Genomic DNA, 21,909 nt, shown 5'->3' with positions numbered 1-21,909 from the left:
AAGGCAGCCTGATTGCCCCTGGTACCTTGTGTGATTATAATGAATGCAGATCTCGACTTCGAGGCACTCGCGCACGAACAGCGCCGTACGCTCTTGCTCGCCCTCCTCGAATCGAACCCGCAGGACGCAGGGTTTGAATCCCCTACAGGACACTCAGTGCTGACCGACGCCGAGCAACGAGAGCAGATCGAAATGTTTCACATCCACTTGCCAAAACTCGAAGACCACGGCTACATCGAGTGGAACGAAGAGACAGATCAAATCGTCAAAGGGCCGCAGTTCGACGAGATTCGGCCATTGCTCGAATGTATCGCCTCCGACGACGCGGAGTGACGACGAAGAGGTGATTGCTTTCGTACGCGTAGTCGCATACCCATACTATACATGAGTCCGTCATCACCCACTTCATCAGCCAATGCGTGGAGTCACGCCGTAATCGAGACTGTCGCCACGAAGATGGATGTTCACCCCACTGAATTGCCCGAGAAACTATACGACGTGGTCGACCCCGGCTCATTAGATTCGTTGTTCGCAAACAAAACCCCGACAGACGGCACTGTGACGTTCACGTACTGCGACTACACAGTCACTGTCACCGCAAACGGCGACGTGAGTCTCGAATAATAGCGGGTCATCCGGCGCTACGACACTCCCCCGAGACGGACACCCGCCCCATACGCCACACACGCCCTCGATGCCGTCGTCCGTCTCGCCTTCGTCACGCAGCCACGTCTTCGCACTGGCAATCTCGGTATCTCATTCTCGCCGTCGTCTGAAACAACTGGGAGGGTCACAAGCCCATTCTAACAGTTGGCCAACGGTGAAGTTGAACTTCGATCACTGAGTCCTGCTGAGTACACCTCTGTACGTAACACCGAGTGCCGGAAAGTCACGTGACCGACGCTTCCTCCTCTATTCAGCGCGGGTGCTGAAACCTATCATCGTTTGAAGATTTCAACAAGGCCATGAGGATCTGTTTAAATTATTTGGACCTGACAGATGTTGCGTGTTGAATATAGAGGTACGTCGGTCACAGCGACCACGTTTTATTCACGTTGAAGTTTCTGAACGTGATGTGTACACCGTTGGTGCGCATGAAACTCTCCACTGGTATATCTCTCTTCGCTGTCGGAGGCCTGCACTGAGCCAGTACCGGGAAAATACGTTAATAGACTCACACTGTACCCCTTCACATGGGACGTGACTTGGACGACGTTGACCGGAGTATCCTGTACCTGCTTCAGCGGGACGCCCGGAACACGACCGCACAGGAAATCGCAGACACGGCAGGTGTCTCCGCCAGTACTGTCCGCAACCGAATCGACCAACTCGAAGACGACGGTATCATCAAAGGCTACCACCCGGAGATAGATTACGAACAAGCCAACCTGCCGTTGCAAATCACGTTCGTAATCTCTGCGCCGCCAAAGGAACTGAAAGAGTACTCGGAGCAGATTCGGGGGATTCAGGGCGTAATTGACGTTCGTGAAATGCTGACTGGCCGACGGAATGTCCACGTCGACGTGGTCGGGACAAGCACGAGTGACATTACCCGAATCACCGACGCGATCCACGACATCGGCATCGAAATCGAGAGTTCCGAGATGATGAGGCGGCGGCACGTCCAACCGTTCAACCACTTCTTTTTACAGGGGACGGACGAGACGAGCGCGCACGCAAACGGCCCGGACGAAGACGACGAGTCCCCCACAGAGTGAACGCAAACTCATTTCGGGAAAGCACAGAATATGGCCCAATCATTCCGTAAGGCACACCCGGGAATTGAGAAGGCACAGTTCAGGCAATCACTCTCTGTGGAAAACCGAATTCGTCGGTCTGCGTTCACAACATCGTTATCCGTGTGGTGGTTCTATCAGAAAACGAAAGATGTAACCATCGGAGTCGACGGCCCCTCTCGGTGGCCTCTCACCACAACCATGAACGACAACGCCTTCACGGCACTCGCAAACGAACGCCGACGAACACTCTTGCTCAACCTTCTCGCATCGAATCCGCAGGACGCGGGAGTCGAATCATCCACAGGTGAGTCGGTACTGACCGACGCCGCGCAACGGGCGCAGACCGAAATGTACCACGTCCACCTACCGAAACTCGAAGACTACGGCTACATCGCGTGGGACAAGGACGCCAATGAAGTCGTCAAGGGGCCGCAGTTCCATGAGATTCGCCCCCTACTCGAATTTTTGGCGTCCAACAGTCCGGAGTGAGCAACGTAGCGGACGATAGCCTTCGTCACCGTTACAAGCGCAGTCGCACCTCTATCTACACATGAGTCCGTCGTCACCCACATCGTCACAGAAATTGAGTACTGCCGTGATTGAAGCTGTTGCCAAACGGATGGACGTTGCTCCCACTGAACTGCCCGAAAGGCTACTCGACGTGATTGACCCCGACTCGTTGGATTCTCTGTTCGCCAGCGGGAACCCAGCGGACGGGACAGTGACGTTCACCTACTGCGGATACAGTGTCACTGTCACCGCAGACGGCGACGTAACCCTCGAAGAATAGCCGTACCTCACTACGGGTAACGACCGAGAGACGATTCGTCGGGTCGGAGTTCGTCGTCGGGCTACCCGTCAGTTAATGTCGCCAATCAGACGAGCCTGGGCGACCGCGAGGTTCTGTTCCCCTACAATCTCCACACGGGCTATATCGGTTACAGCGCCCTCGTCGTCGAGTAGTCGATTCTCGGCGTCATTGCCCTGTCTGTAAATTTCAAAAAGAGGTGATTTGTATGACTCACCTCGTGACCGACTCGCGCGCTGTATTCAGCACTCCCGCTGAAACCTGTCGCTGATTGAGGATTTCAACAAGGCCTAAAGAATCAGATTCATGGGTGGAGAAGTCAGTTGAATGTTGATAGGTAAGGGACAAAGTGACAAAATTTATTATAGATAGTAAAGATAACTAATAGTATCACTGGTGTCGATTATTGAACAACCACTGATTGCAGCAATGGAACCACCTATTCTATGCTCAAAAATCCATCACTGCCATTATCTCGTCCTTTGACAGTACTTATGCTGATATTGGCCACTTTTTTCACCGGTTGCGTGACATCCGCAAACCATCACGATGTGTACTTTTCTGGCGATATTGAAACCCAGAATGGCCAGTTCCTCATGGATGGAAACGTTTCGGTCGGAATCGGTGCTGCCCCAGATACGACGCTCGAGAACGTGTCTGTAGTGCTCTATAACGAACAGAAACACGTGATTCGACGTATCCGAATTGGAGAACTTTCGACGCACGGACCACCACAGAAACAGCAAATCAATCTCACTTTGGACACTATTCCCGCTTACGTCGTCATCGAATCGCCCGATTTCTGGCAATCGAATACGGAGGTGTACGTAAGTGGGTACGAACGTCCCGGTGATGGCAGTCGCTACAAGGACTACTCGAGGCACAGTCCCAGCGAGAAATTCCCCGACGAACCACCATAATATTGAATGATAGAACTAAAATGCATCCACTCTTCAAGCATACCGTCTGTGGCTTACTACTCATTACTCTGGTCACAGGATGTGCAACCTACCCGGCGGGTGAAGAAGTTGAGGTCGCCTATATGGGTGTACCTACGTCGTCGGATGGCACCTTTCAGATGGATGGTCGGATTGCTATCGGAGGAGGAGCACCCGAGCAGGATACTTTCAAAAACGTGAAAATTAAGTTGTATACAAGCAATGGGACACAACTCTGTGGCGTCACAATTGGTGACCTTGACTCACACTCGGCGCGACACAACGTCTCACTACGGTATAATACTGTCCCAGAGTACGTGATTATCACATCGCCTGATTTCTGGGACGAGAAAGTGAGTGTGAACTATTTCCAACGACGCTCCGACAGCCAGAATTACACCCGAATAAGCGTATCTTCGAAACAAGACCTTCCAGTATCTCTTATCGAATCTAACCGGGTCTCATGTACGTAGAACCACTACGTTGTGATAACCTCCGCCACCCCTCCCGCGACCGTGCTGGCTGACCGAGCGCGGTACGGCGGAGATGACCGTGGTCGCAAGGTCCATGAGAGGTACAAACTGACCGTTGCGTGCCTCCGCAGAATTAGGTCGATAATCTACGTATTGTGATCGGATGGATAGAAACCCGGTATTTCGTCGCTCAATAACCGAGGAGGTGTTGTCGATTTTCTAAATGTTCTCGGAAGCGGGTGGATAACTAAGTAATCGTACAAAGCACTCTGGTGGTATGTCCGGTGGTGCCTCGAAAACTGGGGACGAATCGTTTCGACCGGATTCGACGGGTCGAGACGACAAGTTTCGAGAAAGTGAATCGAGCGAGTCCGCAGACCGACTGACTCGGCGCTCCGTCTTGTTAAAATCAGGACTCTCAGGAGCGATTTTGCTCAGTGGGGACGTTACGGCAACTTCGGATACGTTAGAGTCGTCCGTCAGTGAATCGTCGAACAGGTTTCGACAATCGGTCGATTGTGAAGAATACCGCCAGAGTCTCAGTTGTCGGGAGGAACGGGAACGGTTACTGAAGGAATTGCGGGAGGCGAAAGCAAAATACGACAATTGCATGCGGAGAAAGGCCGACATAGAGGAACAGAACCGACGGTTACAGGAAAACCTCGTGGGGGAATTCGGAGTTCGACACGATTGTTTTACCCCGGAAGAATGTGGGTATCTCGCCGTGCCGTCTTGCGCTGGCGAGTACGCGATTTACGAATTACAGCGGAGATTGTTAGCTCGATTGTTAGAGGAGTGTCAGGACGTTCCAAGAAACGTTAAATCTCGACGAGAGATAAATCGCGCTCTCAGGCATCTGTACGGGGAATTGAACCGATTAGAAGAACAGCTGATAGACTTAGACTATGAAATCGATGCGCTTACGCGAGAGATAGAACAAACGAATAAACTCTCTATTGGGGGATTCTCTATCGGAGCGGGTGCTGCTAGAATTGTTCTGCGCCCGCCAAACGGTAGTCGCTGGGAGAACGCTTGGGATACGCGAGAGGCCAAGTACGCACAGCGGAAGGAACTAGAAAAGATGATAAAAAGAACGAGAAATCAGATTTCTCAATTAGAGCAACAGCGTGCTTGTCTCAGTGGGGACAGGGTGATCGAGCCGCAGGATGATTTGAAGTACAATCAGAAAATAGACGCGGGCAAGCGAGCAATCAGGCGATTATCACTACAAAGTGAGACTACTACAGCAATTCAAGACCAACCGACTGTTGACGTAGTTGATGTTCAATCGTACGCGTACGACGAAGCTCGAACCTTCGAACCGTGGGAGCTCGATTTCGAGCCTCCGACGAACGATGCCGAAGCTGTGTTTCAAGACTTCGTCCGCAACAGTCTGTACCAAGTGTTCGTAGACTACGATTTAGCGGTAAGTTATTCGAGGTACGCCACTGCTTTCGACACCAGAGTGACGTACGAAAACATGCAGTACGTCCCACGCTTCGAGATTCTTCCGTTCGTCGAGGCCGAACTCAAACAGATGAGTGCGATCATCTACAACGCCGAAGCGTCCGTAGCCCTACTTGAGGAGGCCATCGAGATGCGACCTGAGGTGAACGCCGCGTGGGAGCAAGCCGGTGACGACCTCTCGAATTTATCTCCTGACGAAGTAAAACAGCGAATCCGTGAGTCGTGGAGCGACGAACCGTATCGAGACGAACTGCTCCGAACGTATCAGTTGACGCCGCTCCAATGGGATGTGTACGTCGGTTGGACGGACGACGCTGTCGCAGCACTCAACGACATCGACATCGAAAATTCGACTCCGACGGAGTACTTGGACGACGAGTGGGAAGCACTCATGCGCGACCTCGCCGCGGGGAACCGAGCCGTGGCCAACTCCTTCCGTGAGTCCCGTTCTACCCTTCGAGAATTGTGGCTCGGTTCGTCGCGCGTAGCTGGCTAAGTTGTTTCCCCTTCTACGGTCGTGGTGGTGGTAGTCGCTCGGACTCTTCTGTTAGTCGTATTTTCTACGAGTTCTGTCGGCACCGCTCTTAGATACCATCGGACGCTCATATTTTCGAGCGTGGAGTTCTCGCTGGTTCCGACTTCGTTTACTCTCGGAGCGGACCGACTCGGTTCCCAGTCGGGTTCGATTATCCCTTCGGTAACGTTCGCGTCGAGAGCGACGTTCCGACCGGTGAACGAAACGACAGTGGCAACTTCGACGAACGAGAACTCCGCAGCCTCGGTCGGGTCAGTCGAGACGTTATACCGCCTGATAGACGCGACGGTCAAGTTCCGAACGATGTTCTGTGACGCTACTGCTGTCGAGTAGTACGACCACAGTTCGGAATCTCGAACGTACGTCTCTCGGATGACGTTCTCGCTACTCCGGTCGATGAAAATCGCCGCGGGATGGTCTACTGAGACGGTGCGAAACGTCTCGGGTACGGTGATTTCTACCCCTGTGGTATTGAGTATCGTGTTCCCCGTGAGAAAGTTCTCGTTCGCCTCGTTGGTGAGCGTGATACCGCTGTACGCGTTCCCTTGAACCCAATTTTCGGTCACTTGGTTTCGACTGGACTGGTTTATTACGATTCCCGCGGAGTAGTTCACCTGAGCAGTGTACGGGTCTTCACCGGTCGTGTTTCGTATCACGTTACCTTGGACGATATTTTGGTTCGCTCCATCGACTACTGAAACTCCGCTGTGAGCGTTCGCTTCGAGGGTGTTGTTCGTCACCGTATTCAGAACCGAGTTATCACGGACGAGGATACCGTTGAGGCCGTTCTGTTCAACTAAATTCGACTCCACTATGTTGCTGTTCGACCCCCTTGCGAGTGCAATTCCAGACAGCGTATTTGATCCGATATCGTTGTCTCGGACGGTATTCTGACTCGAATTTCGGAGATAGAGGCCGTCGTATCGCCCCGTATTCCGAATCGTGTTTTCAACGATACTGGACCCCGTCGTCTCGAAGAGTTCCATTCCGTCGAGAACGCTGTTATTTATTTCACTGTTCGTGACACTGCTGACCGAGACGTCGTCGAGAACGACGCCTATCGTACTGTTCGTCGATTCCACCGCTTCCGTACGGATTGTGGTTGATTGGAATAGTCCGACACCCGTCGCGGTCTGTTCGGTCGTTACACCCCGTATATTGCCGTCGGTTACGTCGAAGAACGCAATTCCGTAAACCCAATCTCTGACCGTCAATCCGGAGATTGTAACGTTTTCAGACTCCGACACGAATACTCCGTGGTACGCCCACTGTGAAACGGTCGCATTTGCAGTCCCGATTTCCGTCGCATTTGCAAACGCTTCGAAGAGGCTGTCTCCGACTCCTGTGTTCTCGCGGAGAACACTCCAATTGCCGTCGATGGTGTGTCCGGCACCATCTAAGACGACGTCGTCTGCCTCGATTCGAATGCACGTAGCTTCCGTACTGTTTAGAATATCGGCCGTGAGCGCGTAGTGGCCCGATTCGGTAATCGTCGTGCAAGAGTCGATTTCGGCGGGGGTGGAACCGCCCGTCTCTTGATTTACGGGTCCCGGTGCGACGAGGCCACTCATGAGTACGCTCACAACCAGCAGTACGGTGTGGTCACTCATCCCGTAGGCAGACTGGGGGCAGTCTCTTTGTTATTGACGCGTGACTATACACTCATCCTCGGTTGCCTCAGACGACTTTTTCCTCCATCGATAAATTACTCGCGCGTACCAGACAGGAGTGCGGCGAATAACTAAGCGCAAACTGGCCGAATAATCCATCCTCATGCAGGTTGTCACGAGACTGCGAACCCTGCGACTACGAGCGTTCGTTTTTGTTTTGCTCGTTAGTTTCGGGGTCCTCATCGCCGCCGTCTCACCAGCGGTCGCACACTCCGTTCGGGCCGACACGCATTCGAATCGGGTCGCCCCCGATTCGTGTACGACGATTACGACGACCGACCGACACGAACTCAGAACCAACGTCACGACGACTACTCGAAACATCACGACGACTTCTCGAAGGTGTATGCAAGTACGAGCAGACGACACCGAAGTAGTATATCCAAGGGAACCACCGTCGAAGCCGGTTCCGTTGACTATGGAGAACGTCGGTCGGTACGTCGCCAGATACGAGGAGGTTCGACAGCACAACGCGCTGCACAACCAGAGTGACTGGCGACTGGTCGAGGTTAACACGTACTGTTCTCCTTCGAGGGTCGAGAACGAGGAGAACGGCTTCGTCGTGAGCGTGAGATGTGGCTGGAATGCTGTGGACGTAGACGTGAGCGGGAATGTAACCGTCGTCGATGGGGCAGGATACACGACTACGTACTTCGTGAACGAAACGATGACCGACCGTCGGAGCGCCTATTGGGGAACGAGTACGCCGGCGGGTGCGATAACGACGTTTGCTGATCGAAGTGGAGACGAGGGACGGTTGCCGCTTGACTTCTTCGGACTGTTGCTCTTGTTCGGCACGCTGGTCGCGACTCGGTCCTATTCTTCCGGAACGCGATGACCAGTGCACTGTCGAATGGCGTACCACACCTCTCCACGATGGGTCTCCGAAGAGATGCGTATCTCCTCGCGGTGCCGACTCGAACGTGACAGTACCATCACTCGATTGACGGCTTAGCAGTGGAAATTCACATATCCCTCAGATAGTTCGGTAAGCTGGGACAATCCGGCTGCTATTGCGGGGATGATATGATAGAAAACAGTGTGTTTCGGCCATTCCACGACCCGTAACGGCTTCTGTATCCACCGTCGAAACTTACTAATATCGCACAGATACCATAACTGTCAATCGGTTATTAGGAGTGAACTGTCGACCAGTGGGTGGGGAATTCGATGACAGCACGAAAATTCGCCATCGTCCTCGTCGTTCTCGGCCTCGCGACCAGCGTCGCTGCGATGACCACAGGCGCGGCCGTTATCGACGGGAATTCCATGGGGACCAGCTCCAATGAGGTTGGTCAGCAAGACGGGACCGAAACGACTACACAAGAAGAGGAGACGACGCAGGAAGCCGAAACGACCACGGAAGGAGAGGAAGAGACGACGCAAGATGGAGAGACGTCCGAGCTTTCGGCCGAGCAGCGCCAGGCGATTACTACGGGCGTGCAAGCGGGAGTCGATGCCACCGAACGAAGCGGAATCTCGGTCAGTGCCCAGGAACAGGAGACGATCCTCGAAGCGGCTATCGCAGGTGCGAATCCCGGGACGAATCCAATCATCCTCGAAGAGGCGGCATATGGCGTCGCATACGGTACGTTAGGGTACGGTGCGACTGAAGAACAGCTTCGGGCGGCGGTCCAGGGAGCGATGGCGGGCCTGACGACGGCGGCGACCGAACAGCAGAACGCCAGTCAGGTAGCGATCGTCGAAATAACGTTTCAGGTGGCCGAAGGTGCCGCCCACGGCGCGGTCACGGGTGCTACCGAAAACCCGGAAGTAAGTCCAGAGATAATCGAAGCAGCCGCGAGGGGCACTGCTGCGGGCGCAGTCGATAGTTCGCTGTTGAATCTCAACGCGTCCCTCGACGAAATCTCGTACGTGACTCACCGTACTCCGTGGGCAGCGACGAACCTGGTGGGAGAGAACGAAGCTGACCCGTCGATCGAGATCGCCGGAGCGGCCTCGCAGTTGGCTGCGAACGAAACCGAACGGATTGCGTACGTCTTCACGAGAACCAGCCTCATCGAGTATCCCGCACCGCCATCGGTGACGAACGGGACGGTTGCCTGACCGCACGGTCTCTCGACTATTTATGAAATCCAGACGAAGATTTCTGCAAGCAGTCAGCGTCGGAATCGGAGCAGGCATCGCAGGATGTATCGGAGGCGTATCGACAGAGTTCGCAACTAACGGGGAGAACGCAGCACTGCAGGGAGGGGGTTCTGATCAAGAGTACGTTCCCATCTATCGAGCCGTCGCCGACTCTGTGACCGGGGTGCGAACGTACGACGCCGACGGGCCGACCGCATCGGGGTCGGGATTCGTCTACGACGACTCACACGTCCTCACGAACCAACACGTCGTTGAGGATGGAACGGCGTTCGAGGTCAGATACCGAGGCAACGACTGGCGAACCCCCGAAATCGTCGCGACAGATATTCTTAGCGACCTCGCAGTGCTCCGGGTACCAGACCACCCAGACTACGCAACTCCGCTCGCCTTGCGACGGAACGATCCGACGGTCGGCGAGGAGGTGATTCTCGTCGGGAATCCGTTGGGCTTCGAAGATTCCGTGTCGGCCGGTCTCGTCAGCGGCGTCGACCGCTCGGTCGATGCCGGAGGCTACACGATTCACGATACTATCCAGACCGACGCAGCGGCCAACCCCGGCAACAGCGGCGGGCCGCTCGTCACGATGAATCACAAGGTCGCGGGGGTACTCTCGCGTGGTCCCACCGAAGCACTCAACTTCGCAATCTCTGCATCGCTCGCCCGTCGCGTCGTCCCGGCACTGATAGAGAGGGGTGAGTACCGTCATCCGTTCCTCGGCATTCAGGTGGTGACGGTCGATCCAATCGTCGCGGAAGCGAACGGGGTCGTCGAACCTAGAGGCGTCCTCGTTACCGACGTGACGACAAACGGGCCTGCTGCGGGACCCCTCCGCGGAAGCAGCGGTCGGCAGGTCGTCAGGGGTGTCTCCGTCCCGACCGGCGGCGACGTCATCGTCGCGTTCGGCGGCCAACCGGTCGAGACTGAACGCGACCTCTTTACGTACTTGACGCTGCAAGCGAGTCCGGGGGAAACCGTTCGCCTCACCGTCGTTCGATCGGGTGAAGAAGAGTCGATCGACGTACCTGTCGGAGCGCGGCCGGAACCGTGATCTCGTTTTCCGGCCTTCTGCTACCGTTCGAACAGTTCGGTATCCCGTCGCCGGTCAACATTCTAAGTCCAGCAAGGCCTGATTCATCTCACACGGCACGCAGTTCCACTGGTCGGGTAATTGGATGTACTTGGGGGCTGAACCGACTTGTTCGACAACTTGACTCGGCAGTTCAAAGAATTCGTTGGGGTCGAGACGGGTTCTCCTGTAGCCGATTTCGATGTGGAGATGCGGCCTGGCAGCGTTCGCGTTCCCGCTGATCCCTACCGTGCCGATCTCTTCGCCAGCACAGTAGTAGTCCTCCGGCTTACGCGTCCCGAGGTGTGCGTATATGAAACTGTTTCTCGACCCGCTGTCTCGAAGGACAATGTAGTCGCCGAACCCTGTTTTCTCGCCGGTTTCCTTGTTCTCCTGAGTTCGATGAGTGATTCGCCCACTGACTGCAGCCTTTACCGGTGTGCCGACGGGCGCGTGAATATCCCACCCTCTGTGTCTCACCTTACAACCACTCCGGTAACAGCCGAAGATCGCTCCGCGCCATCCTGAAGGCCCAGGTGATTGGAGCGTAGACATATCGTCTAAGGGGTCGTGCTGGTTGTCACCGCCGCACCGCGTGAGCGAGTCGGAGACTTCTATCTCGTTACAGCTATCGACCCAATAGCCGCTCAACGTGTGACCATCTTCTGAAACCGTCAATTCGAAGTCTTCCCAGATGACCTGCCCATAGCAGGGCCAGTCCTCGTCGGTGGACGTGTAACAGATCTCTTGGGTCCCCGTGAGCGTGTCGTCGGTGAACGTTGCCTCCATTACCAAGTCGGGCGACTCCTGATCGCCCGTAGGAACCCAACCATTATCCCCGTCACATTCGGCGTCACCCATCGTGTATCCATACACAGTCGATCCGATGTGGTCGAGTGTCCACTCGTTTCCGTCTTCGGTCTCCCATCGACCCGTCAGGTCCGGCGGGCACGTGTCCTGCGCCAGCGTATCGGCTTCCGCTACCGCTTCGCTTGAGCCCCTGCTCCGAGCGCTGGTGACCCCCGTTCCGACGGCGAGGCCACTACTGGCACCCACTGCCTTGAGTAATTTTCGTCTGCTGAATTCCTGTGTCTTTCGCCCCGTGCTACGATCCCTCATGGTCCATCCACAGTCTTGGACGTCGCCGTCTTTCATAGCCTTATCGCGGGCTGGCAAACAGGTGCGTCGCGATATGACTTTCCGGACCGCCTAAACCGGGCTTCGTTCGAGAATTGCGATACGTCCACGATACCGTGCAATGGTGGCCCGCCGACGGTGGTGGTCTGACGTGGGCGACAGACGCATTCGGGAACCCCGGCGACGATTTCGAGCGGTTCCGTACGGTCGAATCAACTCGATAATCGAAAGACACGTGTCGATTCCACGCGGCGCTGACGGACGATAATCTACCTACGGTCGCCAGCCGATTGTTCGTAAATCGAAGACTACCACGTTCCCGCGACCTCTGGGATTGTTCAACTCGGGATTGTCGGGAGCGCGAATCACTCCGTACTGTAACGAATTCTGTATTGCGCGTGTCTTTCGGTGCGGGCGTCGCTGAATAACAAAGATGGAGAAGGTCGACGAAACTCGACATGCGAGTCCTGTACGTTTTCGTTACTGTCGGACTACTACTGGCTTCGACCACCGGTGCGAACAGCGTTGTCGAACAGAACACCGACGCCTCTCCGCAACAAATCGACTCCTGTACCACGATCACCGAGTCCGGTCGGTACGTCCTCACTGGAGATATCGTAAACAGTACTGCAGAAACGTGCATTCGGATCGAAGCGAGCGACGTCGTCTTCGATGGTGGTGGTCACGTCGTCGATGGGAACTGGAGCGTCCTCCGAAATCGAACCGTTGGCGACGAGAACATCACGGAGGAGTATCTCAATGATAGCGAGATTCCCGCAACGACTCCCAATCCGACGACGAATCGGTGGGCATATCATGGCGTTTTCGTCACAGGTTCGTCGAACGTTACGGTCACCGCGGTAACTACGACTGACTGGGTGTACGGTGTCGCTGTTGCTGGCACGTCCGATGGTCTAGTGACCGGAGTGACGACAGAGCAAACGGTGACCGGAGTCGGTCTCTATCGAACGACCGGGATTCGGGCGACGGAGAATCAACTGACAAACAATAGCGTTGGTATCGTTCTGGACGGTCTCGACGGAGGGTCAGCAACCGTCAACTCGATTGTCGAGAGCAAACTCGACGGTATTGCGCTCCTCGACTCGACCGGCGTGACAGTGTCGAATAACACGGTGAACAGGACGCAACGATACGACGGTATCTACCTCCGGAATTCGAGCCGCAACGTTATCACCAGAAACACAGTTTCGAATTCCGTCCTCTCTGGAATCACCGTTGCCGACAATTCGAACGGAAACACAGTAGCGGAAAACCTAGCAAGCGAGAACGGGCTCAACGGGATTCTGTTGATGCAGGACTCCAGTCAGAATACGATTCGCGGAAACGACGCGATGGCCAACGAGCACAGTGGAATCGCCCTCGTATCGGACGCCAACGAGAACAATGTTATCGACAACACCGTCGTCAACACGTCGGGAACAGCTACGTATACTGTTGAACTAAACTACTCTGCAGGTATCGTCGTCAATGGGTCCGACGACAATCGGTTCATCGGGAACTATCTATGGGGCAACGTGCATAGTGGAATCACACTCACGTCTCAAGCAACCGACAACGAGTTCGTCAACGACGTCATTCTGAATACGACTACACTTCGAGCCTTCGAGTTCGAAGGGAACTACACGTCCGCAATTGCGGTCAGAGGGTCGGGTGACAACAGCTTCAGGAATACGATGGTTCGCGATACCAATGGATGGTCGTACTTCTCGTTTGACAACCCCTCTCCTAACACAGTCCAGAACCTCACCATCAGTCATCTTAAGCGACTCAACGTCTCTTCGTCGCCCGAACAAAACTTCACGCTTGTCGACGTCGCTGCCGACGTTTCGTTCGTCGGCCGAGACGTCGCCGTCGATATCAACACGACTCGTTCGAAGATTGAACCGGACTGGAGTCCGCGTCGGATAGGCCCGCGAGTGACTTACGTCCAAACAAGTCCCGACGCACGCATCACGAATCTATCAGTCCAGTGGAGAATCCTGAACGTTTCGACGACGGTGCAGACGACCCCGCACACGGAACAAACATCTGATTCGACCGATCGAGGGAGCACAACGAACGAAATCCCCGTAGTGTGGCTTAATGTGAGGGAGGCTGGTTCTCCAATCGGCGAAGAACCAAGAACGTCGACTCGTTTCCCTCATCCCCCTCGTCGTCCCACGGGTGCCCAGTAGTCCTTGAGTTCTGCGTGCAGTTGAGTGAACGTCTCCGCCAACGTGACGAACGACCCACGGTAGTCTTCCATCGCAGTCACCCATTCCTCGTCGAGGAGGATGGTCTGGTCGTCGCCACCGAAGGGTGAATCGGCGAGTGCGTCAGTGACACTCGATTCGAACACCGACCACTGCCTCGGAGTGAGATTAAATACTTCGTTCACGTACGCCTGATTCTCGTCGGTTGCCCACCATTCGGTGAACTCCTCCGTCGCGACTTCACTATCGATCCCCGAATCTTCCACATCTGCTTCCTGTAGGATCGCGTTTATCTGCGACTGCAACGCGATTACATTGCTAACTAGTTTCGCAGCGTCTGCTGCATTTCGAGCGATGGCCCGAATTTGTTTTATTTCGATCTGTGCCAGTGACCAGGCGAACACTGAGTCGACATATGCCATCGATTGGAATTCTTGTCGAAGTCGGGTGACAGTCTCGTATCGCCGAAGACTCAGTGCGATGTTATATTGTGTCGATGCGAGGTACAGCGCGTTCGCAGCGAGGTCTTGAACGGTGGCCTCTATTTGGTTCGCGGGGTCGTCGAATTGGAGGTTCCACGGGTCGAACGCTGCGACCTCTCGGTAGTTGTAGTCAATCGATTCGTAATCGATTTCGATTCGAGTGGGTTGTGCGGCCAGAAAACGCCGTGATGACACTCCACTGTTCGATTCAGTACCCCTCTGAATTTCGCTCCGACCCGCATCCCAGGAGTTTCGAGCGCTTGTCGTTGTTGGTCCGTTGTCCGATTCTCCGTCAGCGCCTGCCCCGCAGTCTCCAAGTCGTTGCACCTGTTCTCCTGCTTGCTCTGCCATGTCATCCACTTCCAGGGTTAGTTCTTCGAGTTGGTCTATCGTGGCCAGCCACGACGAAATTGCTGCGCCCGCTGGTGGGACGAGTCGAAAGACTGGGACGAGTCCGCCGAGGACTTGTCGCGCCCCGTCTAACCCTTCTCGAAAGCCGTTCGTTAACTCTCCGAGGCTATCGAATAGGAGCCCGAACAGATCCAGTGCCACTTCACAAGGTAATTCGGGCGTCTCTTCCGGCGTTTGGGGCTGGCCCTGTCCACCACCTCCACCGGGTGATTGACCCGCCCCGTCTTCCGGTTGGTCGAGTGTCTCGCACGGTTGATTATAGGCCGCTTCAAGCTCGTCAACGCGTTCTTGGAGCCCTGTGCAGTCCGGGGCACTGTAGCCTTCTACAGGATCACGTCGGACACCGAATTCAGGGAAATTTTCGAAGAACTCTTCGATGGCTTGCTCTTGCTTCTGCTGAGCTTCAACTTGTGCTTTGAGACAATTTTCTAAGAGGTCGTTTGCCCAAGCGAGGTCTTGTAATATCTCTCTTCTTATTGCTTCACAGTCCGGTGGTTCTTCTTGCCCCCTAGACCTCCATAGAGCATCGGATGACCGCTCAGAAGACCGATGTTGTCCTCCCGAGCTACCTGATGCAAGTCCAGAATAGGAACCGATACCGACCGTAAGGGCACCTGTGGCCCCTACTTCTTGCAATATCGCACGTCTGGTCTTGGTTACTCCCTGAGCTTCGTTGGTTCGCTCGGCATCGTCAACAGTCTTGAATGCCGAAACTAGCTCATTGAGAAATGAAATATACGGCTGGCGAGCTCCGGTTTCGGTTACTTCTGTCCGTTCGTTCGTCGGCGTGTCGTTTGACATCGAACTGTTTTCTCTGCACTGTTCGTCTACTTAGTTATCTACTGGATTCCCAAGGTATTCACGATGAGTGACGTACTGTTCGTGATCTTCCAAGCCTCAAACACTCCGTGATAATACGTAACTTCATGTTAGAGAGACTATCGACGAAGCGAATATTTCGCTACAGCGAATCGAAAAACTAGGTGGGGGAACGGAGAACGGTTGATAGATTGCTCTTGGTGCACATCGTTACTGGCACTTCGCTAATAACAAATTCCGTAGAACTGTATTCGGTGACGACTATTATGGCGTGCGCCGTCCGTTCCTGCTGCCAACATTCAAGAGAAGTAGTTTCTAGCGTCTCTCCGAACAGGTTAGCGAGTCGTATGGGCACGACCGCTACAACGCGCTCATTTCTCAAACCACGCTAACAAATGTCGTTAGACCGAGCCGAAACTGCGGATGCCGTCGCGCTCGCACCGGTCGTGTTCGCGTACCTGCAACTGGGCTACCACGGCGACGTGACTGCGAGCGAGGACTACACGTCGCCCGGCCGGAACGCAGAGCGCGTGCTGGAGCGTGCGGTCCACGAAGCCAGTGTCGAGACTCGTGGGGAGTACGCGTGGACCGACCGCGACCTCGCGGTGTCAGAAGTTCGGTCGGAACTAGAACCGAGGGTGAACTCGTTGCGCTCTTCACGCGTCGAATCAGGAACCGCGTATCGCGTCTCGTACAACCAATCGGCGGCGCAGGCGTGGCGACAGGACAACTGTCTGTCCGGGTCGAATCGAGACTTTGGCGGGTGTATCGTCCGACAGGGTGTCGTCGTCCAGGAGCGCGCTGGCGAGACGCACGTCCTCGCGGTGGCCTTCTACGTTCGGGTGACGACGGAGCGCGGGACGACAGAACTGACGATACTCGTTCGGCCGGTCGGCCGGTAGGAATCGTCCTGTCTCACCACGCTATTCACCTCGACCGCGTCCCTTGCCGCCGAAGAGATATTGTGCCGCCGATCGAACCCAGAAGGACACGGATGTCCGACCGAACTGAATCCGCGGAGGTCGTCGTCGTTGGCTGTGGACCCGGTGGTGCCGTTCTCGCGTATCTCCTCGCACGGAGCGGTGTCGAGGTTGCACTCGTCGAGCGAGCGGCTACGTTCGAGCGCGAGTATCGGGGTTTCGGTTGGAATCCCGGCGTCATTCGGTTGTTCGAGGAGATGGACGTCCTCGAAGACGTGCTTGACCTCGCTCACGAGACGGTCACGGACGGGTCGTTCTCGTTGTACGGCGGAGCGGTCTCGGTACTCGATTTCGACCTGCTCGACACCGACTATCCCTACGCGCTCATGATGGAACAGCCCGCGCTCTTGGAGTGTCTGGTCGAGCGCGCCAGCGCGTACGACGGCTTCGCGTTCTACCCTGCGACGACGGTCACCGACCTTCGGACCGACGACTCGGGTGGAGTCTGCGGAGTGGTGGCCCACGACCGCGAGGTAGACGAGGACATCACCTTCGATGCGCGTGCCGTCGTGGGTGCCGACGGCCGGTACTCCACCGTCCGCGAGCGTGCGGGCATCGACCCCGGCTGGTTCGAGTCGCCCATCGACCTTGTGTGGTTCAAGCTCCCGCAGGGTGCCCTCGACGCCCGGAATCAGGGGCGAATCGACCGCGACGGCGTCCTCGTCTTCTTCGGACTGGGCGGCGGTGACGTTCAGGTCGGCTACATCGTTCGGGACGGCGAGTGGCCCAGTATTCGGGAAGCGGGTTTCGGTGCATTCTGTCGCCGAATCGCAGCCATCGACCCGGAACTGGCCGCGGCCGTCGATGCTCATCTGGACGGCTTTCGAGACACGACGTTGCTGGACGTCTCGCCGGGCGTCGCGAACTCGTGGACTCGCGACGGTCTCCTACTGTTGGGTGACGCCGCCCACACTGCGAGCCCTATCGGTGCGCAGGGCAACCCGCTCGCCGTCGAAGACGCCGTCGTCGCTCATCGCATTCTCGTGGATGCGCTCGCGGAGCGTGACGGCCCGGAGGGTGACGGGATACTGTCCGGCGACCGACTGCGCGAGTTCGAAGTTCGTCGTCGTCCGACGGTCGAGCGCGTTATCGCGCTCCAGCGGCGTGCCGCCCAGAACCTCCGTTTCTGGCTCGATTACGGTCGGTACGTCCCGGCGTGGCTCGTCCGCGGGTCAGCGTCGGCGTTCGGCTGGTTGGCTCCACACTCGCGCCGACTTCGGGGCTTCGTCGAATCGTTCGCGCTCGGTGACGAGTCCGTTTCGGTGGCCCGGTCGCGCTTCGTGGACTGATAGCTACCGGGTGCGTCGCCGACCGTCAGTCCGGTTGACGGTCAGCGCTGTGGTCTGGCGCGAGCGACCGAACTTTCACCACGAAGCCCGAACTCACGACCAACGAGGACGCAGACCATGACAACTGAAGACTACGATGTCATCGTACTCGGCGTCGGCGGGATGGGGAGTGCGACGGTATCCGAACTCGCCCGGCGTGGACTCGACGTACTCGGCATCGAGCGATTCGACGTGCCCAACGCCAGAGGCTCTTCCCACGGCGTCACTCGCATCATCCGCCTGCCACAGTACGAAGACCCAGCGTACGTGCCGTTAGTCCGGCGTGCGCTCGACCGCTGGATGGAACTCGACGAGCGGTACGACCGGCCGCTGTTCCACCAAGTTGGCTCCGTCGATTTCGGGCCGAGCGGGAGCGGCGTCTTCGAAGGATCCCGGCGCTCGGCCGAACTCCACGACATCGACCACGAGGTCCTTTCGGGGGAGGAACTCAACGACCGATTCCCCGGCTACGACGTGCCCGACGACTATCGAGCAGTGTATCAGGTCGACGGCGGATTTCTCCACTCCGAGCAGTGCATCGTCGCACACGTCGAGGACGCCCACGCCCACGGTGCAACCGTGCGAGCGCGCGAGCAAGTCGAAGCGTGGGACGCCGACGAGAGCGGTGTCCGCGTCACGACTGACCGTGGCGACTACAGCGCGGAGAAACTGGTCGTGACCGCTGGCGCGTGGACGGGGCAGTTGGTGCCGACGCTCGCGGACTATCTGCAACCTGAACGGCAAGTACTCGGGTGGCTCCAACCGAAACAACCGCCGCAGTTCGACCCGGAGCGATTCCCCGTGTTCGTCGGTGAGGTGCCGGAAGGCCACTACTACGGCTTCCCGGTGTACGACGTTCCGGGGTTCAAACTCGGCAGATTCCATCACCGCGAGGAGACTGGGAACCCTGCGGAACTCGACACGGAACCGGACCGCGAGGACGAACGCCTCCTCCGAACGTTCACGTCGGAGTACTTCCCGACTGCGAGTGGGCCGACGATGCGCCTCTCGACCTGCATGTTCACGAACACGCCCGACGAAGACTTCATCTTAGACACGCATCCGAACCACGAGAACGTCGTCGTCGGGGCCGGGTTCTCCGGTCACGGCTTCAAGTTCGCCAGCGTCGTCGGCGAGATTCTCGCCGACCTTGCGTTAGAGGGAGAGACGGACCTCCCCATCGACCCGTTCGCAGTCGAGCGGTTTCGGTGACAATCGGTTCAGTCTGGTCTGACCAGTGCTGTCCGGTTCACGACCCTGCTATCCGGCACAGTTTATTTCGTAGAAAAATTTAATAAAATCACGCGGGCATAGCTGTGTGTGAGACTTCATACCAACGCACTCACGACCCTCATCGTCGCACTGCTCGTCGCAAGCGTCGCGGTACCCGCGAGCGGTGCGCTCGGCACTCAGTCCATCGACAACTCGCCCCAATCGCCCGACTTCTCCACCCAGTCAATCAGCGGGTCCGTCGAGGTTACCGTCATCGACGTGACCGACGGCGACACAATCGACGTACGGTACGACAACGGTAGCACCGACACCGTTCGACTGCTCGGCGTCGATACGCCCGAAGTCCACACCGAGAACACGCCCGGAGAGTTCGAGGGCATCCCGTCAACGAGCGACGGCGAGACCTGCCTCGGCTACGAAGGCGAGGTCTCCAGCGCGGTCGCAAAGAGTCGGCTGCTCGGCGAGCGCGTCACCCTGAAGTTCGACTCGGAAGCCGACCGCAGGGGCTACTACGGTCGCCTGCTGGCGTACGTCTACCTCGACGGCGAGAATTTCAACTACCAACTCATCGAGAACGGCCACGCTCGCGTCTACGACAGCACGTTCAGCCAGAGCGACTCGTTCTACAGCGCGGAGAGCGACGCGCAGAACGCAGGCGTCGGCGTCTGGGCCTGCACGTCTCCCAGTAGTGAACTCGGCGGCATCTCCATCGAGAAGTTCAACCCCGACCCCGCGGGCTACGATTCCTCGAACCTGAACGACGAGTTCGTCGTCGTCCAGAACCGCAACACTGGTAGCGCGGACCTCGGTGGCTACACGCTCTACGACGACGCGTGGAACTCCTTCGCGTTCCCGAGCAGTCTCAGTCTCGACTCCGGCGAGACCGTGACCGTCCACACCGGGTCCGGAAGCGACAGCAGCGCCCACGTCTACGGCGACTACGAGTCGCCAATCTGGAACAACGACGGCGACACCGCGACGCTCTACGACGACGGCGGCGACTACGTCGTCTCGCGATCGTACTGAACGGAATCGAGTCCGTCTCGGTCCCGCGCTCGTCCGCGGTACCACGACTCAGTATTTTTCGAAGCACCATTTCTGGGTGCGCGAGCAAACGTTTCAAGCGCCTCGAACGACTTCCATCGGTAGAGAACGAATGAGGACCGCCACACTGACCGACGCCCACACGGTGGAGATTGGCGACCGGCGACGACCCGAACCGGACGCCGACGAACTGCTCGTTCAAATAAACGCCTGTGGCGTCTGTGCGACCGACCTCCACATGTACACCGGGTCACTGACCGTGGACTACCCGATGGTGCCGGGCCACGAGAGCGCGGGCGAAGTCGTCGCAGTCGGCGACGACGTCACCGACTTCGAAGCGGGCGACCGCGTCGCGATCAACCCGTCAGTCCCGTGCAACGAGTGCAAGGCGTGCAAGTCCGGCCGAGAGAACCTCTGTCGGGACCTCACGTCGCTCGGCGGCGCGGCCACGCACGTCATCGACGGAGCCTTCGCCGAGTACGCGAGCGTTCCCGTCGGAAACGTCGAAGCCATCGGCGACCTCGACTACCGAACGGCGGCGTTCGCCGAGCCGCTGGGGTGCTGTGTCAACGGCATCGACCAAATCGACTTGACGAGCGGCGAGACGGTCGTCGTGGCCGGAGCGGGAACGATTGGCCTACTGCTCGTCCAACTACTCAGGACGTGCGGTGCCGGAACCATCGTCGTCTCCGAACCAGTCGAACAACGCCGCGATGTCGCGCTCGAAGTGGGTGCCGACCACGTACTCGACCCGACTGAGCAGGACCCGACGACCGTCGTCCCCGAACTCGTCGGCGAGGTAGACGTCGCCATCGAAGCGGTCGGCATTCCGGCAGTCATCGAACAGGTACACTCGCTCACGGGACCGGGCGGCCGAACACTCGTCTTCGGCGTGCCGCCGGAGGACGCCACCATCGAACTCTCACCGTTCGACTTGTTCTTCGAGGAGCGCGAACTCGTCGGCACCTACTCGCTCACACCAGACGCGTTTGCACGGGCTGTGACGTTGCTCCGGAACGGCCGCATCGACGTAGAGACGCTCGTCACCGACGAGTTCGCCTTAGAGGGCCTCGAAGAAGCATTCGACCAGATGGAGGCACGTGAGGGACTGAAGAAGATGGTATACCCTCACCAGTAGGAACACAGAAAGACCCGAAAACAGCAATTCGATTTCACAGGCGCGTTACTCGAAAATCTTCTCGCGCTCACGGGACTTCGACCGCCCCGACCCGCCGCTCCCGCCCGTCAACTTCGAGAACGCGAGGTACGCCAAGTACAGCAGTAGTGCGAGGACGACCAGCGTCACGAGCGTGCTGACGAGCCACGAGACGAAGCCGAGGACGATAGCGACGACTTTCGCGACGACCCACAGCAGTACGAGGCCGAGCAACACCCAGCCGCCGAGTCGAATCCACTTGGACATACCAGATTGGTTTCGGTTCCGACGATATCAGTGT

At 57.0% G+C, this 21,909-nt stretch carries 19 protein-coding genes; 15 read left to right on the top strand and 4 right to left on the bottom strand.

Features of this window, described 5'->3' with window-relative positions; all coding sequences use genetic code 11:
- The first annotated feature begins 39 nt into the window (after nt 1–39).
- From F7R90_RS13370 to F7R90_RS13345, 6 genes are all read left to right on the top strand, one after another.
- Entirely contained in the window at nt 40–333 is a 294-nt protein-coding gene (locus F7R90_RS13370; RefSeq protein WP_158057919.1) for a transcriptional regulator, read from the top strand.
- 51 nt (nt 334–384) lie between these two features.
- Entirely contained in the window at nt 385–624 is a 240-nt protein-coding gene (locus F7R90_RS22835) for a HalOD1 output domain-containing protein (RefSeq protein ID WP_158057918.1), read from the top strand.
- 569 nt (nt 625–1,193) lie between these two features.
- Nucleotides 1,194–1,718 carry an Lrp/AsnC family transcriptional regulator gene (locus tag F7R90_RS13360; protein WP_158057917.1) on the top strand — a complete coding sequence of 175 codons (525 nt, stop codon included), beginning with the start codon at nt 1,194–1,196 and terminating at the stop codon, nt 1,716–1,718.
- A 219-nt stretch (nt 1,719–1,937) separates the two neighbouring features.
- A complete protein-coding gene (locus tag F7R90_RS13355) occupies nt 1,938–2,228 on the top strand; it encodes a DUF7344 domain-containing protein (protein ID WP_158057916.1) in 291 nt (96 codons plus the stop codon).
- Nucleotides 2,229–2,289: 61 nt separating this feature from the next.
- On the top strand, nt 2,290–2,529 hold the full coding sequence (locus F7R90_RS13350) for a HalOD1 output domain-containing protein (protein WP_158057915.1): 240 nt from the start codon (nt 2,290–2,292) through the stop codon (nt 2,527–2,529).
- A gap of 2,909 nt (nt 2,530–5,438) precedes the next feature.
- Nucleotides 5,439–5,921 (top strand): hypothetical protein, encoded by a 483-nt coding sequence (locus F7R90_RS13345; protein WP_158057914.1) that lies wholly within the window; start codon nt 5,439–5,441, stop codon nt 5,919–5,921.
- Here the strand turns inward: F7R90_RS13345 and F7R90_RS13340 are convergent.
- Nucleotides 5,918–7,570, bottom strand: a complete 1,653-nt coding sequence (locus F7R90_RS13340) for a right-handed parallel beta-helix repeat-containing protein (RefSeq protein ID WP_158057913.1) — start codon at nt 7,568–7,570, stop codon at nt 5,918–5,920. The genes F7R90_RS13345 and F7R90_RS13340 overlap by 4 nt on opposite strands.
- A 406-nt stretch (nt 7,571–7,976) precedes the next feature.
- On the opposite strand from F7R90_RS13340, the gene F7R90_RS13335 reads away from it, so the two are divergent.
- The 3 genes from F7R90_RS13335 (at nt 7,977) to F7R90_RS13325 (ending at nt 10,787) form a co-directional block, all read left to right on the top strand.
- Nucleotides 7,977–8,468, top strand: coding sequence for a hypothetical protein (locus F7R90_RS13335; protein ID WP_158057912.1), 492 nt, complete (start codon nt 7,977–7,979; stop codon nt 8,466–8,468).
- A 332-nt stretch (nt 8,469–8,800) separates the two neighbouring features.
- Nucleotides 8,801–9,697 (top strand): hypothetical protein, encoded by an 897-nt coding sequence (locus tag F7R90_RS13330; protein ID WP_158057911.1) that lies wholly within the window; start codon nt 8,801–8,803, stop codon nt 9,695–9,697.
- Between the two features lie 22 nt (nt 9,698–9,719).
- The gene (locus F7R90_RS13325) at nt 9,720–10,787 is read left to right on the top strand and encodes a S1C family serine protease (RefSeq protein ID WP_158057910.1); all 1,068 of its coding nucleotides are present in this window, start codon (nt 9,720–9,722) and stop codon (nt 10,785–10,787) included.
- A gap of 54 nt (nt 10,788–10,841) precedes the next feature.
- On the opposite strand, the gene F7R90_RS13320 is transcribed toward F7R90_RS13325, so the two are convergent.
- Complete coding sequence (locus F7R90_RS13320) at nt 10,842–11,960, bottom strand: M23 family metallopeptidase (protein WP_158057909.1); 1,119 nt, start codon at nt 11,958–11,960, stop codon at nt 10,842–10,844.
- A gap of 440 nt (nt 11,961–12,400) precedes the next feature.
- Here F7R90_RS13320 and F7R90_RS13315 point away from each other — a divergent pair, with 440 nt between their 5' ends.
- Entirely contained in the window at nt 12,401–14,137 is a 1,737-nt protein-coding gene (locus F7R90_RS13315; protein ID WP_158057908.1) for a right-handed parallel beta-helix repeat-containing protein, read from the top strand.
- On the opposite strand, the gene F7R90_RS13310 is transcribed toward F7R90_RS13315, so the two are convergent.
- Nucleotides 14,104–15,849: a hypothetical protein gene (locus F7R90_RS13310; RefSeq protein ID WP_158057907.1), complete on the bottom strand. Its 1,746-nt coding sequence runs from the start codon at nt 15,847–15,849 to the stop codon at nt 14,104–14,106. The two genes, F7R90_RS13315 and F7R90_RS13310, sit on opposite strands and share 34 nt — an antisense overlap.
- Before the next feature lie 413 nt (nt 15,850–16,262).
- Here F7R90_RS13310 and F7R90_RS13305 point away from each other — a divergent pair, with 413 nt between their 5' ends.
- The 5 genes from F7R90_RS13305 (at nt 16,263) to F7R90_RS13285 (ending at nt 21,590) form a co-directional block, all read left to right on the top strand.
- On the top strand, nt 16,263–16,769 hold the full coding sequence (locus F7R90_RS13305) for a DUF7261 family protein (protein WP_158057906.1): 507 nt from the start codon (nt 16,263–16,265) through the stop codon (nt 16,767–16,769).
- Between the two features lie 92 nt (nt 16,770–16,861).
- Nucleotides 16,862–18,136 carry an FAD-dependent monooxygenase gene (locus F7R90_RS13300; protein ID WP_158057905.1) on the top strand — a complete coding sequence of 425 codons (1,275 nt, stop codon included), beginning with the start codon at nt 16,862–16,864 and terminating at the stop codon, nt 18,134–18,136.
- A 117-nt stretch (nt 18,137–18,253) separates the two neighbouring features.
- The gene (solA, locus tag F7R90_RS13295; protein WP_158057904.1) at nt 18,254–19,387 is read left to right on the top strand and encodes an N-methyl-L-tryptophan oxidase; all 1,134 of its coding nucleotides are present in this window, start codon (nt 18,254–18,256) and stop codon (nt 19,385–19,387) included.
- Nucleotides 19,388–19,495: 108 nt separating this feature from the next.
- Nucleotides 19,496–20,434 (top strand): lamin tail domain-containing protein, encoded by a 939-nt coding sequence (locus tag F7R90_RS13290; RefSeq protein ID WP_225741170.1) that lies wholly within the window; start codon nt 19,496–19,498, stop codon nt 20,432–20,434.
- A gap of 130 nt (nt 20,435–20,564) precedes the next feature.
- A complete protein-coding gene (locus tag F7R90_RS13285; protein WP_158057903.1) occupies nt 20,565–21,590 on the top strand; it encodes an alcohol dehydrogenase catalytic domain-containing protein in 1,026 nt (341 codons plus the stop codon).
- Between the two features lie 45 nt (nt 21,591–21,635).
- On the opposite strand, the gene F7R90_RS13280 is transcribed toward F7R90_RS13285, so the two are convergent.
- Nucleotides 21,636–21,875 (bottom strand): hypothetical protein, encoded by a 240-nt coding sequence (locus tag F7R90_RS13280; protein WP_158057902.1) that lies wholly within the window; start codon nt 21,873–21,875, stop codon nt 21,636–21,638.
- Nucleotides 21,876–21,909 lie beyond the last annotated feature (34 nt).

Origin of the sequence: Halorussus halophilus, assembly GCF_008831545.1 — an archaeon.
Lineage (GTDB): Archaea > Halobacteriota > Halobacteria > Halobacteriales > Haladaptataceae > Halorussus > Halorussus halophilus.
The sequence above is the reverse complement of the archived record's forward strand: the minus strand, read 5'-3'. Positions and strand labels throughout refer to the sequence as shown.

What these genes read in the sequence shown, in the direction of transcription:
- F7R90_RS13350 (WP_158057915.1), top strand. Translation starts at nt 2,290, where the DNA reads ATGAGTCCGTCGTCACCCACATCGTCACAGAAATTGAGTACTGCCGTG.
- F7R90_RS13370 (WP_158057919.1), top strand. Translation starts at nt 40, where the DNA reads ATGAATGCAGATCTCGACTTCGAGGCACTCGCGCACGAACAGCGCCGT.
- F7R90_RS13335 (WP_158057912.1), top strand. Translation starts at nt 7,977, where the DNA reads ATGCAAGTACGAGCAGACGACACCGAAGTAGTATATCCAAGGGAACCA.
- F7R90_RS13300 (WP_158057905.1), top strand. Translation starts at nt 16,862, where the DNA reads ATGTCCGACCGAACTGAATCCGCGGAGGTCGTCGTCGTTGGCTGTGGA.
- F7R90_RS22835 (WP_158057918.1), top strand. Translation starts at nt 385, where the DNA reads ATGAGTCCGTCATCACCCACTTCATCAGCCAATGCGTGGAGTCACGCC.
- F7R90_RS13320 (WP_158057909.1), bottom strand. Translation starts at nt 11,960, where the DNA reads ATGAAAGACGGCGACGTCCAAGACTGTGGATGGACCATGAGGGATCGT.
- F7R90_RS13280 (WP_158057902.1), bottom strand. Translation starts at nt 21,875, where the DNA reads ATGTCCAAGTGGATTCGACTCGGCGGCTGGGTGTTGCTCGGCCTCGTA.
- F7R90_RS13315 (WP_158057908.1), top strand. Translation starts at nt 12,401, where the DNA reads ATGCGAGTCCTGTACGTTTTCGTTACTGTCGGACTACTACTGGCTTCG.
- solA (WP_158057904.1), top strand. Translation starts at nt 18,254, where the DNA reads ATGACAACTGAAGACTACGATGTCATCGTACTCGGCGTCGGCGGGATG.
- F7R90_RS13345 (WP_158057914.1), top strand. Translation starts at nt 5,439, where the DNA reads ATGCAGTACGTCCCACGCTTCGAGATTCTTCCGTTCGTCGAGGCCGAA.
- F7R90_RS13360 (WP_158057917.1), top strand. Translation starts at nt 1,194, where the DNA reads ATGGGACGTGACTTGGACGACGTTGACCGGAGTATCCTGTACCTGCTT.
- F7R90_RS13330 (WP_158057911.1), top strand. Translation starts at nt 8,801, where the DNA reads ATGACAGCACGAAAATTCGCCATCGTCCTCGTCGTTCTCGGCCTCGCG.
- F7R90_RS13305 (WP_158057906.1), top strand. Translation starts at nt 16,263, where the DNA reads ATGTCGTTAGACCGAGCCGAAACTGCGGATGCCGTCGCGCTCGCACCG.
- F7R90_RS13310 (WP_158057907.1), bottom strand. Translation starts at nt 15,849, where the DNA reads ATGTCAAACGACACGCCGACGAACGAACGGACAGAAGTAACCGAAACC.
- F7R90_RS13340 (WP_158057913.1), bottom strand. Translation starts at nt 7,570, where the DNA reads ATGAGTGACCACACCGTACTGCTGGTTGTGAGCGTACTCATGAGTGGC.
- F7R90_RS13355 (WP_158057916.1), top strand. Translation starts at nt 1,938, where the DNA reads ATGAACGACAACGCCTTCACGGCACTCGCAAACGAACGCCGACGAACA.
- F7R90_RS13325 (WP_158057910.1), top strand. Translation starts at nt 9,720, where the DNA reads ATGAAATCCAGACGAAGATTTCTGCAAGCAGTCAGCGTCGGAATCGGA.
- F7R90_RS13285 (WP_158057903.1), top strand. Translation starts at nt 20,565, where the DNA reads ATGAGGACCGCCACACTGACCGACGCCCACACGGTGGAGATTGGCGAC.